The sequence below is a fragment of the Parabacteroides sp. merdae-related_45_40 genome (assembly GCF_001915675.1).
The window spans coordinates 1-13553 of sequence record NZ_MNQY01000073.1 but is presented as its reverse complement, the minus strand read 5'-3'; the positions used below and the strand labels follow the sequence as shown (position 1 = coordinate 13553).

Genomic DNA, 13553 nt, shown 5'->3' with positions numbered 1-13553 from the left:
TCATATAGTTCATAAACGATACGGATGGTTAACCCTTTGCATTCGTCTACAATTTTTCGGGGAGCCCTATAAGTGAAGGTGATGCGTTTGCCAGGCGCAGGCCACGGATATCGATTGCTAATCCAGGCCTCGTTCGGTTTCCAAGGAAAGCGTTCTTTTGTTTCGCTAACCGTATAACCAGCCAAGACAAATGCCGAATCGCACAGCTGCATGCCGGACAGGAAATCTTTTGTCAGGAAATTATGGACAGGCTGCCCTTCCAAACCTCCGACTGGATACTCTTTTCCATTGATGACAAGCACGGCTTCCGGTCGCACGGCACGCAATTCGTTTTGTCCCGTCATCAGATTATCCAGTGCGATTGTCGCACCGTTGGGCGTTAGTGAAAAGGAACGACGAAGAAGACCGTTTGTCAATTCAATTTGTTTCTTATCCGATGAAAGATTGACCTCCGTCTTATACGGGCTTCCGTCGATCAGCCAATCTTTGTTTTCGGCAAAGAGCGATTGCTGTAACAGGATACAGCAAAAAGTAAGAATTGTGTTTTTCATGTGTGACTATTATTTTTTACTGATGCCCTATAGACGAACAAAAAAAGCGTTACCCTATGGCAAGCAACACTTTTTTGTTATCTCACTATTTTCAGGCCCCTCAAATCACTGCCAGAGACATTCTGGAAGACGCTGAGTCCGAATTCCGGGATTACGGCCAGCACATGGTCGAATACGTCGGATTGAATGCCTTCGTAAGGAACCCAGTCTTTCACGGAGGAGAAGAAATAAAGTTCGATCGGAATACCGGTTTCTGTCGGTTGCAACTGGCGGACCATGCAAGTCAGTTCCTTACTGACCTCCGGGAGGCTTTTCAGATAATTGACCAGGTAGGCGCGAAACACACCTATATTCGTTTGCCGACGGCCGTTTACGCGGATGGAATCATCGATCCGGTGCGCCTCGTTATAGGCGTTCAGTTCTTTTTCTTTCTCGTCGATATAGTCTGTCAGCAAGGAAATTTTGCGGAATTTTGCCAACATCTCAGGCGTACAGAAACTCACGCTGTTCATATCGATATTGATGGAGCGCTTGATCCGCCGTCCGGGAGATTCTGACATCCCACGCCAGTTCTGGAAAGCATCGCTCACTAAGGCATAAGGGGGAATCGTCGTGATCGTATTGTCGAAGTTCTTGACTTTGACTGCGTTCAGCGTGACTTCGATAACCGTCCCGTTCGCCCCATATTTCTCCATCGTGATCCAGTCGCCCGGACGCAGCATATCGTTGGCGGAAAGCTGTATGCCGGCTACGAATCCTAAGAGCGTATCCTTAAACACCAGCATCAGGATAGCGGCGGAAGCGCCCAGTCCGGCGAACAGCGTCGTTGGTGATTTGCCGATCAGAATGCTGATGATCAGTATAAAACCAATAAAAAAAACGGCTACCTGCAATAGTTGGATGAAACCTTTCAGCGGCTTGTTCTTGAGTGATTCCTTCCGGTTATATATTTCATGCACGACGTTCAGGGAGGCACTGATGAAACGAAGTGAAACGGCAATGATGTAGATCTTGCATATCATTTGCAGGATTCCCAATATCTTGGGCGTCTCATCAACCGGGAAAGCCAGTGGCAACAGCACATACACCAGGATGGCAGGGATCATGTGCATCAGCTTGTTGATAATCTTGCGCTCAACGATCAAGTCGTCCCATTGGTTGCGGGTTCTCTTCGCAAGCCGTTTGAACATATTCAGAAAAATATAGCGGCAAGCATAGTCGATGCCGACCGTTACGGCAATGATCAGCAGCAGGACGATCGTATTGTCCAGTTCATTTGCCGAACTGCTGATAATCCCCCATTCTATCAAATGATTGTTAATCCATTCTTGTATTGCGTGCATATCTTTAAATGATTAGTTAAGTATACTTGTGATAACCTTGAATTTGTATACAAAACTAACTAATAAAAATACAATATTCCCCATAAAAAGCGATAAAAAGGTCATTTTTTGAGATACAGCCGATTACCAAATAAAAATATTACCCCTGTGGGAAAATCAATTTTCATGCTCATGTGTTTCGGTTTGGACCAATGGGTATTTTCACAAATTTGGCAATAAAGTCTGTTTTTTCATTATCCTTATTCCGAATATTGGTAAACCTTTAATTCGAACTTGGGAATCATTGCGAAGAAATGGTCGAAGATGTCCGACTGGATACGTTCGTATTCCTTCCATATTTTATTGCGGGAGAAGAAATAGATCTGGATAGGTACGCCATATTCAGTCGATTGCAACTGGCTGATGATTAAATCGAGATCGGTGTTGACGACCGGAAGGCTTGTCAGGTATTTCTCCACATAGACACGGAACATCTGCGAATTGGTAGGTGTCACGCCTTCGTCCGGCTTGTAGTCGGCAAGCAAAGGGATCTCCTTGCGGAACGTGTTGAGCATGTCCGGAGTACAGAACTTGATGGTATTGAGGTCGAGAAAAATGGACTTCATCACACGGCGGCCTCCCGATTCGACCATGCCCCGCCAGTTCTGGAACGAAGCGCTTACCAACGTATAAGGTGGGATGGTGGAAATGGTATTATCGAAATTCTGAATCTTGACTGTGTTCAGTGTAATTTCCTGTACGATACCGTTCGCGTTTGAACCAGGAACCGTGATCCAGTCGCCCGGCCGAAGCATATCGTTGGCGGAAAGCTGTATGCCCGCCACGAATCCTAAAATCGTATCCTTGAATACCAACATCAGGATTGCTGCCGAAGCACCCAATCCTGCAAACAGGCTGGCTGGCGATTTCCCGATCAAGATGGCTATAATGACGATCCCGCCGATAAAGAACAGTAAGACCTGAAGCACCTGCATGAATCCTTTAATCGGACGGTTCTTGTTCACCTGCCGCATGTTATACATATCGAGGAACACTAAAATAAAACCATTTATCGCCAATAACAAAGCGAACACGATATACACAGCACATATTTTCTGAGACAAAAGCAACAAACCTTTCCCCCGTATAAACGCCAGAGGCAACAAGGCATAGACCAAGATACCCGGTATTGTGTGGACCAAGTGGTGGACAACTTTACGTTTGAGAAGCAACGAATCCCATTGATAATGTGTATGTTGCGCTAGCTTTTTCATGCTGCCGACAAAGATCGCTTGGCATAGGTAATCCAACCCGATCGCCAGTATGACTAGCAATGCAGCAATGATCATTTCGTCGAAAGTATTTGCAATTTTAGGGTCTACGCCCCAACCGATCAGGATGCCGTTCATCCAACTGCCTAGATTTATCATATCGTATTTGCTTTTTATTGAATAACAATTAAATATTCGTTTGGTTTATCGCACGAATCGTAAATATCTGATTAATTCATTATCTTTGCCTGTAATATTACAATTCTGTGGCATGACCGTGAAATTAAAAGTAGTGATGATGGTATTCGCATGTTGTTCTTATCAATCGCAAGCAGAGGACTTGAACGCTCTCAAAGTAAAAGAATATAGACTGGAAAACGGACTGACTGTTTGGCTGAACGAAGATCATAGTCAACCGAAAGTTTTCGGCGCCGTTGTCGTGAAAGCAGGAGCAAAAGATTGTCCGGATACAGGTATCGCTCACTATTTCGAGCATATGATGTTTAAGGGAACAGACCGCATCGGAACGCTTGATTACGAGTCGGAGAAAGTCTTGCTGGATTCCATTGCCATGAAATATGACGAACTGGCCATGACGGAGGATACCGCGGCACGTGCTCGTCTGCAAAAGGAAATCAACGAACTGAGCATCCGCTCTTCCGAATATGTCATTCCTAATGAGTTCAACCGGCTCATCAACCGGTTCGGCGGTTCCGGTCTGAATGCGGCGACCTCATACGATGCTACAATCTATTTCAATACGTTTTCTCCGCAATATATGGTTCAATGGGCGGAGATCAACAGCGAACGCCTGATTAACCCCGTATTCCGTCTTTTCCAAAGCGAACTGGAAACGGTTTATGAGGAGAAGAACATGTATGGTGATTTCATCGGTGGCCAGGTGATGGACACATTGATGGCACGCTATTTCGGTCCACACCCGTATGCTTACCCAATTATCGGCAGCACGAAAAACCTCAAGAACCCGCGGCTGACGGAAATGCACAAGTTCTTCGAGGACTATTACGTGGCATCCAATATGGCGCTAATCCTTAGTGGTGATTTCGATGCACAGCAGGTTATGCCTATATTGGAAAAGGCCTTTTCACGAATCCGTTCGGGCAATGCGCCGAAACAGGAGAAAGTGATGCTCCCGCCCTTCAACGGACGGGAGACAATGAAGGTAAAGTTCCCGATCCCCTTTATTAAGGCGATGGGGCTTGGTTTCCGGGGTGTTTCGGCCAACCACGAGGACCAGGTAGCCTTGAATATTGCGGTCAACTTGTTGAATAACGCCAACGGTACGGGCTATCTGGACAAACTGATGGTGGAACATAAGTTGATGGGAGCTCTTGCCATCAACGAGAGCATGAATGAAGCGGGAATCTTGGCGGTCGCTATTATGCCGAAATTGTTGATCCAGTCGTACAGTTCGGCAGAGAAGATGGTCTGGGACGAGATCAACCGAGTGAAGAACGGAGATTTCAGTGATGAAATGTTCAACAGCTTGAAACTGGAACAGAAACGGCAGTATGCTTCCTCATTGGAAAATATCGACTCACGTGCGACAATCATGATGAATCTGTTTTCTCAAGGAAAGAGTTGGAACGATTATCTGAACGAAGTGGCACGGATCGAATCCATCACGAAAGAGGATGTCGTGCGGGTCGCCCAAAAATATTTCAGCAATAACTATTTGTGCGTAACCAAGAGCACAGGGAAATATCCAAAAGACAATTTGCCGAAACCAGCTTTCTCTCCGGTTGTTCCCCGGAATGCAGACGCTTCGTCTTCTTATGCCAAACAGTTGGAGAAGATACCGGAACAACAAGTCGCACCTCGTATCATCGATTTCGAAAAGGATGTGAAGACGTCAAAGTTGACTCCTTTGGTGACGTTGTACACGACACCTAATCCGCTGAACGATATTTTTACTTTGAACATCTCCTACGGGATCGGTGCCTTGGAACAGCCGGAATTGATGCAGCTCACCAACTATCTGCAATTATTAGGGACCGAGTCTTTATCTTTCGAACAGTTCCGCAGCCGTTTGCAATCGATCGGAAGCACGCTTGCATTCGATGTAACACCCGATGCTTTTGTCATGAAGGTGACTGGTTTCGATAACCATATTGACGAAACGATGGAACTTGTGGGTGACTTTATCCGCCATGCAAAGGCTGACGACAAGAAGCTACGTCAGATTGTGGACGATGCCAAAGTCTCGGAGAAAGCCTTTTTCAAGTCGGGCGACAATGTGGCATCAGCTTTGTTAGAACAGGTAAAGTACGGTGATCAGTCCCGTTACCTGCGTAAACTTTCACTCTCGCAAATCAAGAAATTGAAGGGTAAAGATATGTTGGCGATCTACGATAAAGTACGGAGCGTACAGTGCGACCTTCACTACTGCGGCACATTGCCTGTAGAAAAGGTGATCGGGACGATTCGCCAGCATCTCCCACTGGAGCGGACGACCGTTGCCTCCAATTCTCCCTATTACCGTGAGTTGAAACAATACGACCGGCCGACCGTCTTTTTTATCGATATGCCGGATATGGCGCAGAGCATCGTTTACGGCTATGTCAAGGGCGATCCGGTCGATGACAAGGCTTCCCGCCATGCCTCCCGGCTGTTCTCTGTCTACTTCGGAGGCGATATGTCATCGCTGATGTTTCAAGAAATAAGGGAATTCCGTTCTTTTGCATACCGGACAAGCGGTCGTTACCAGTTGCCGAACCATGCACATAAAGGGACTGCCGGATCTTTTACGGCGATGCTGTCCACTCAAAGCGACAAGACGCTGGATGCGCTGGGCGTACTGGATTCGCTGATCCGGGAAATGCCGTTGAAGCCGGAAAGGATGGAGGCGGTCAAGCAGACGTTGGTGAACCGTATCAATAACGATTATCCGCCTTTCCGCAACCTGTCCGAGAAAGTGGCGAGTGCGCGTATGGAAGGTTTCGACCGTGATCCGGCTGAAGAATTCCTGCGGGATATCGCAACGATGGACATGCAGGATATTTCCCGTTTCTACCGGGAGCAGATCAGTGGCCGCCCGGTCGTTTACGTGATTGCTGGGAATCGGAAACATATCGATATGAAGAAGCTGGCCGAATACGGTACGATAATAAAAGTGAAAAAGAAAGACATATATAAATAAATGTATAGTAAAGACGAACTCAAGAACCTGAAACTTGAATTTTGGGAAAGTTTCGCCGCATTTTGTGAAGTACAGCCGTATCTGAGAGGACGCAAGAAAACGTGGGTTTTATATGATACGAAAGTGAAAGGGGTCGAACTCAAATTCGATGCGACAAGAGAGGGTGCGTTTGTCATCCTCGAAGTGAACCATAGGAGCGAAGAGGCCCGGCTGGAGATGTTCGAACGCCTGACGTGGTATAAGGATACGCTGGAAATGGATTTTCCGGAGGGGTTGACCTGGGACATTTGTTTCGTGCGCGATACCGGAAAGCAGGTGGCCCGTATTTATACAGCCAAATCCGGGATTGACTTCCACCGCCGTCAGGATTGGGGAGAGTTTTTCTCTTTTATGGCTAGTCAAATGTATCTGTTGGAACGAAACTTCATGTCCATAGCAGAGTATTTGAGGGAATGAAAAGATTTAAATCATAATGAACACTGGAAATATAAAACAATTTATAGGAGTGGCAGCTATCAGTTTATTGACGGCTTGCGGTAGTCCTACACCCGACGCTGTGCTGTTGAAACCGGGAGTCAGCCGGGAATTGGCTCAGTTCAGGAAAGAACATTTCAAGGAGGTACGTTACAACCTCTTTTTTTCCATCCCGGAATCCCGCGAAGAAGCCGTCACAGGCAAAGCGGATATAACGCTTGCTATCCACGAAAGACTGCCGGTTATCATAGACTTCCGAGGGGAATCGGAACAGGTAGCCTCAGTTTTGTTGAATGGCAGGAAAGTCCCTTATACGGTTAAAGACGAGCATATCGTGATCGATACAAGAGAGGCGGCAGACGGAGAGAACCGCGTGACTATCGAATTTACGGCAAACGATCAGTCGCTTAACCGCCGGGACGAATTCCTCTATACGTTGCTGGTCCCTGACCGGGCGCGTACGCTCTTCCCTTGTTTCGACCAACCGGACATGAAATCGCTTTTCACCCTGTCGTTGGAGGTTCCGTCTTCCTGGCAGGCGCTCGCCAACGGGGTGGTCGAGCAGGTGGATTCGACATCCGTCGCCAGGCGCAAGCGGATTTCTTTCCGGGAAACGGAACCGCTCAGCACCTATCTTTTCTCTTTTGTTGCCGGTAAGCTGACACGAGAAACGTATTCGCGCGACGGACGGAACATTTCGATCTACCATCGTGAGACCGACCCGAAGAAAGTAGCACAGTGCTCCGATATCGCATCCGAAGTGTTCGATGCACTCGAATGGCAGGAGGAATATACACAGATACCATACCCCTTCGCCAAATACGACCTGATCATTTTGCCGGGATTCCAGTTCGGCGGGATGGAACATACGGGAGCGACCTTATATACGGACGGGCGGATGTTCCTGAACGAGAACCCGACATTGAACGAGCGTCTGGCACGCAGTTCCTTGATTGCGCACGAGACTTCGCATATGTGGTTCGGGGACTTCGTGACGATGGAATGGTTCAATGATGTCTGGACAAAAGAGGTCTTTGCCAATTATTACGCCTCCCAGATAATCGAGCCTCTGTTTCCGGAGGTGAACCATTCTTTGAATTTCATGCTTGACTATATCCCCGCGGCCTATTCCGAAGATCGTACCGCCGGTGCCAATCCGGTGAAGCAGCAACTGGAGAACATGCGAGATGCCGGATTGATGTACGGTAATATCATCTATGACAAGTCTCCGGTTATCCTGGAAATGCTGATTAAGAAAATGGGGAAGGAGTCTTTCCAAAAAGGAATCCGGGAATATCTGAAGACGTATGCATACGGAAATGCAACTTGGGAAGGCTTGATCGGTATCCTGGACAAATATACGAACGACGATCTGGCGGCCTGGAGCCGGGTTTGGGTGAATGAAAAGGGCATGCCGGAGATATGTGGAGTGATATCCGAAGATGGCAAATCGTTGCAGGTCTCGCAGAAAGATCCGTTAGGACGCGGGCTGTTGTGGGAACAAGACTTGTCTTTTCTGGTTGTCTATCCTGACGGAGGGACGGAGGACGTGCAAGTTTCATTTGGAAAAGAGCAGGCGTCATGCCTCAAGGAACTGAAAAGGCAGGCGAGCGAAGGCTGTTTCGTCATGCCCAATGCCGATGGCAAAGGATATGGTTTCTTCCGCCTGCTTGAGAAAGATGCGAAGGCTTGTTTGGGCAACCTTCCCGCTTGTAAGGACGAGGTGTTGAGAGGTTCTTTGTTGATTACGTTGTACGAGAATTTATTGAACCGGACTATCCCTGCAGAGCTTTATATGGAAGCAATGTTGGATTATTTGCCTACGGAAAACAATTCTCTGTTGTTCTCGGCCGCCCTCGGATATATCGGTAATTGCCAACGTTTCTATCTCGCTGATCCGGAGAAACTGGAACTGCTGCTCTGGCGAATCGTGACAATGGCGGAACAATCCCAACAACGTTTGCAGGCGTTCCGCCAATATCGTTCCATTGCCCGCTCGCCGGAAGCGGTCGGAAAACTATACGCGCTCTGGAAAGACCAAAAAGCGCCTGCCGGCTGTTCGTTGAGCGAAAATGATTATATCAGCTTGTCGTACGATCTGGCTATCCAAATGCCTGACAAAGCCGATGAAATTGTAGCAACCCAGCAAGCACGGATCACCAACCCGGACCGCAAACGGCAATATGCATTCATCTCACCCTCCGTTTCTCCCCGGCAGGAAGTGCGCGACAGTGTGTTTGCTTCTCTGCTCGTAGCCGAGAACCGTCGCGTCGAGCCGTGGGCTTCGGCCGCCTTGTCGAACCTGAACTGCCAGTTGCGCCAGAAAGAAGCGGTCGGTTATATCCGTCCGGCACTGGAAGCCTTGCAGGAAATACAGCGTACGGGGGATATCTTTTTTCCGCGTGATTGGGTACGGGCTTTACTGAGCGGACATACTTCTTCGGCAGCCCGGAAGGAGGTGGACGATTTCTTTGCCGCCCACCCGGACTATCCGGTCCTGCTCTCAAATAAAATCCGTCAGCAGGCGGATCATTTGTACAGATAACCGGAATTATCGGGTTAAAATTGGCCTCATAATAAAAAATCACCCCGATTGGCTAATCTTTTGTAAGTTTTATTTGCTAATTCAATTATTATTGTAACTTTGCAACGTAAAAACAACGGGCAATAGTTCGGTGGGCTGTGTGGTATGTAGGAACATATGATATAAATGAATAAGGCTTGCCGTTTACGGTGGGCCTTATTTTGTTTTTGGAAAAATATATACAAACAAAATAAACATGTTACGAATCGCAGTACAATCAAAAGGTCGTCTTTACGATGAAACAATGCTTCTCTTAGAAGAAGCCGGTATTAAACTAAACAGGGGAAAACGTATTTTGCTGTTGTCGGCAAAAGGTTTTCCGGTAGAAGTCTTATTCTTGCGCGATGACGATATTCCACAATCTGTAGCCAATGGAGTTGCCGACATAGGTATCGTTGGCGAAAACGAATATGTAGAAAAAGGGCAGGAGGCCAAGCTGATCAAACGTTTAGGATTCAGCAAATGCCGTCTTTCACTCGCCATTCCGAAAGATGAAGATTATCAGGGGGTGGAATGGTTCGCCGGAAAAACGATCGCAACTTCCTATCCGGAAATACTGAAGACTTATCTGGCTGAAAAGGGAGTGAAAGCAGACCTTCACGTAATTAGCGGGTCTGTGGAAATTGCGCCGGGCATCGGCCTCGCGGATGCGATTTTCGATATCGTCAGCTCCGGCAGCACGCTGGTGAGCAATCAGCTCAAAGAAGTGGAAGTCATCATGCAAAGCGAAGCCTTGTTGATTGCTAACAATAACCTGTCGGAAGAGAAACAGGCTATCCTGGACGAACTGTTGTTCCGTTTTGAAGCGATCCAGGTAGCGGAAGGCAAGAAATATGTATTGTTGAACGCTCCGAAAGACAAGATGGACGAGATCATAGAAGTGCTGCCGGGCATGAAGAGCCCGACCATCACGCCGCTTGCCGACGGGAACTGGGTGTCTGTCCAATCCGTCATAGCGGAGAAACATTTCTGGGAAATCATCGGTAAACTGAAATCATTGGGAGCAGAAGGCATATTGGTGCTGCCGATCGAGAAAATGATTTTGTAAATTAAGAAGTATTACCTCTTAATCTTTTAATTCTTAATTTTTAATTTATAAAGTGGAAGTAATCAAATATCCGTCAAGAGAAGAATGGGCCTCATTGGCCCAGCGTCCGGCGCTGGATGTCACGACACTGTTCGATACGGTCCGCACGGTGCTGAATGAAGTCCGGAAGGGAGGAGATGCCGCCGTTATCCGGTATGAGGAGAAGTTCGACAAGATAGATCCCGCTACCTTCAAAAGGTTGCAGGTTTCAGAACAGGAATTAGCGGAAGCGAAGGAGCTCGTACCTGAAGAGCTGAAGCAAGCTATCCGTCAAGCAAAGAATAATATAGAGATATTTCACGCCTCACAGCGTTTTATGGGAAAGAAGGTGGAGACGACACCCGGTGTCACCTGCTGGCAGAAAGCGGTAGCGATAGAAAAAGTCGGTTTATACATTCCCGGCGGAACGGCTCCTCTTTTCTCTACCGTCCTGATGTTGGCTGTCCCGGCACGTATTGCCGGCTGTAAGGAAATCGTGCTTTGTACGCCTCCGGGCAAGGATGGAAAGGTACACCCCGCCATCCTGTTTGCCGCGGAAACGGCAGGCGTCAGCAAGATATTCAAGGCAGGAGGTATCCAGGCCATAGCGGCGATGGCCTACGGAACGGAATCGGTTCCGAAGGTCTATAAGATATTCGGTCCCGGTAACCAGTATGTGACGGCGGCCAAACAGTTGGTCAGCCTGAAAGAGGTGGCCATCGACATGCCTGCCGGTCCTTCCGAAGTGGAAGTGATTGCAGACGAATCGGCCAATCCCGCCTTTATCGCCGCAGATTTCCTTTCCCAGGCGGAACATGGAGTGGACAGCCAGGCCATGCTGGTGACGGCATCCGAAAGCATCGTCGAACCGGTCATGCAAGCGATCCGGGAACAGCTGGACCGGCTGCCCCGTAAGGAGATCACGGAAAAATCGTTGAGCCACAGCCGTCTTATCGTGCTGAAGGATAAACAGGAAGTGATCGACTTCACCAACCTGTACGCTCCGGAGCATCTGATTATCCAGACGACCGATTATGCAGATATTGCCGGGCAGGTCGAAAATGCAGGCAGTGTCTTCATGGGACCCTATACGCCGGAAAGCGCTGGCGACTACGCTTCCGGTACGAACCATACGTTGCCGACCAACGGATATGCAAAAGCCTACAGTGGCGTGAACCTGGACAGCTTCATCAAGAAGATCACGTTCCAGGAGATCACGGCCGACGGCATCCGGCTGTTGGGCGGGACGATCCGGACAATGGCGGCCAACGAGCAGCTGGATGCGCACAAGAATGCAGTAACAATCAGATTGAACACATTATGAAAGACTTAAAAGATTTAGTCAGACCCAATGTCTGGAACATGAAACCCTACTCGTCTGCCAGAGATGAGTTTCAAGGTAATGCCTCCGTTTTCCTGGATGCAAACGAAAACCCGTTTAACAGACCGTACAACCGCTATCCCGATCCTTTGCAATGGGAACTGAAGAAGAAGATTGCGGAGATCAAAGGGGTGAAACGCGAGTCTATCTTTCTGGGGAACGGAAGTGACGAACCGATCGATCTGATTATCCGTGCGTTTTGCGAACCGTCTATCGACAGCATCGTAAGCATCGCACCTTCCTACGGCATGTATGAAGTCGCGGCCAATGTCAATAACGTAGAGTTCCGGAAGATCAAGCTGGACGAAAAGTTCGACCTGGATACCGACAGCCTTCTGGAAGCGGCAAACGACTGGGTGAAGGTGATATTCCTGTGTTCTCCCAACAACCCGACGGGAAATAATCTGAGCCGTGACCGCCTTTACAAAGTATTGAATACATTCCAAGGGATCGTTGTGATTGACGAGGCTTATGTCGATTTCTCCATCGAGCCTTCTTTCTTAGGCGAGTTGGATAAATTCCCGAATCTGATCGTCCTGCAAACCATGTCCAAAGCGTGGGGGGCTGCCGGAATCCGGTTGGGAATGGCTTTTGCTTCTCCCGAAATCATTGCGATCCTCAATAAGATCAAATATCCGTACAATGTAAATCTGCTGACTCAGGAACGTGCCTTGTATATGCTTGAAAACAAGGAACAGATGGAAAAACAGCTTCGTTCGATCCTTTCCGAGCGGATTCGTCTGCAGGCTGCATTGCCGGAGTTGAACTGCGTGCGCAAGATTTATCCTACGGATGCAAATTTTATCCTGGTCGAAGTGACGAATGCCGATACGATCTATAAAAATCTGGTCAGACAGGGTATTATCGTCCGTAACCGGACAAATGTGACCATGTGTAACGGCTGCCTTCGCATCACGGTCGGTAAGTCGGATGAAAACGATGCTTTGCTCGAAGCGCTTAAAAAAATGTAAAGATTTATGAAATGAAAAGAGCCTTATTTATAGACCGGGACGGAACGCTTGTGATAGAGCCGCCGGTGGACTATCAGTTGGACAGCCTGGAGAAGTTAGTGTTTTATCCGAAGGTGTTCCGTAACCTGTACTTTATCCGTAAACAGTTGGATTTCGAGTTTGTGATGGTGACGAACCAGGACGGTTTGGGTACGGATTCCTTTCCGGAAGACACTTTCTGGCCGGCACACGACAAGATGTTGAAGACCTTGGAAGGCGAGGGGATCCGTTTCGACGATATCCTGATCGACCGTTCTTTTCCGGAAGAAAACTCTCCGAACCGGAAACCCCGTACAGGTATGTTAGGCCGCTATCTGTCCGGCGAATATGACCTGGCAAACAGTTATGTGATAGGTGATCGGCTGACGGATATGCAGCTGGCAGCCAATTTAGGGGCAAAAGGGATATGGCTTCGTCCGGATGACGTCGAGGCGCGACAGTTGCTCACGGAGAATACGGCTATTTCTCCCGTCCTGATTACAGACGATTGGGACCGGATCACGGAATATCTTTTTGCCGGAGAACGCCGGGGCACTATCCGACGTACGACAAAGGAAACGGATATTTTTGTAGAAGTGAATCTGGACGGACATGGACGGACGGAGATTTCCACCGGTCTCGGCTTCTTCGACCATATGCTCGACCAGATCGGAAAACATTCGGGTATCGATTTGACGGTACGGGTGAAAGGAGATCTGGAAGTAGACGAACATCATACGATAGAGGATACGGCT

At 48.1% G+C, this 13553-nt stretch carries 9 protein-coding genes and 1 pseudogene; 7 read left to right on the top strand and 3 right to left on the bottom strand.

Going from position 1 to position 13553, the window contains the following annotated elements; all coding sequences use genetic code 11:
- The 3 genes and pseudogenes from BHV83_RS10425 to BHV83_RS10415 all read right to left on the bottom strand — a co-directional run.
- Positions 1–551 (bottom strand): annotated as a pseudogene (locus BHV83_RS10425) (hypothetical protein); the annotation flags it as partial.
- A gap of 77 nt (positions 552–628) precedes the next feature.
- Positions 629–1894, bottom strand: a complete 1266-nt coding sequence (locus tag BHV83_RS10420) for a mechanosensitive ion channel family protein (protein ID WP_005643296.1) — start codon at positions 1892–1894, stop codon at positions 629–631.
- 239 nt (positions 1895–2133) lie between these two features.
- On the bottom strand, positions 2134–3303 hold the full coding sequence (locus BHV83_RS10415) for a mechanosensitive ion channel family protein (RefSeq protein WP_005637892.1): 1170 nt from the start codon (positions 3301–3303) through the stop codon (positions 2134–2136).
- Between the two features lie 112 nt (positions 3304–3415).
- Between BHV83_RS10415 and BHV83_RS10410 the strand changes: the two genes are divergently transcribed.
- From BHV83_RS10410 to hisB, 7 genes are all read left to right on the top strand, one after another.
- Positions 3416–6304: a M16 family metallopeptidase gene (locus BHV83_RS10410; protein WP_438269657.1), complete on the top strand. Its 2889-nt coding sequence runs from the start codon at positions 3416–3418 to the stop codon at positions 6302–6304.
- On the top strand, positions 6305–6760 hold the full coding sequence (locus tag BHV83_RS10405) for a DUF4268 domain-containing protein (protein WP_005637895.1): 456 nt from the start codon (positions 6305–6307) through the stop codon (positions 6758–6760).
- 16 nt (positions 6761–6776) lie between these two features.
- A complete protein-coding gene (locus tag BHV83_RS10400) occupies positions 6777–9323 on the top strand; it encodes a M1 family metallopeptidase (protein WP_286757489.1) in 2547 nt (848 codons plus the stop codon).
- 235 nt (positions 9324–9558) lie between these two features.
- Positions 9559–10410, top strand: a complete 852-nt coding sequence (hisG, locus tag BHV83_RS10395) for an ATP phosphoribosyltransferase (RefSeq protein ID WP_270518502.1) — start codon at positions 9559–9561, stop codon at positions 10408–10410.
- Between the two features lie 52 nt (positions 10411–10462).
- Positions 10463–11752 carry a histidinol dehydrogenase gene (gene hisD, locus BHV83_RS10390; RefSeq protein ID WP_286757488.1) on the top strand — a complete coding sequence of 430 codons (1290 nt, stop codon included), beginning with the start codon at positions 10463–10465 and terminating at the stop codon, positions 11750–11752.
- On the top strand, positions 11749–12780 hold the full coding sequence (hisC, locus tag BHV83_RS10385) for a histidinol-phosphate transaminase (RefSeq protein ID WP_022322462.1): 1032 nt from the start codon (positions 11749–11751) through the stop codon (positions 12778–12780). The genes hisD and hisC overlap by 4 nt, the downstream gene beginning before the upstream one ends.
- An 11-nt stretch (positions 12781–12791) precedes the next feature.
- Positions 12792–13553: histidinol-phosphatase (hisB, locus tag BHV83_RS10380; RefSeq protein WP_286757487.1), on the top strand; the 762-nt coding region annotated here is incomplete at its 3' end.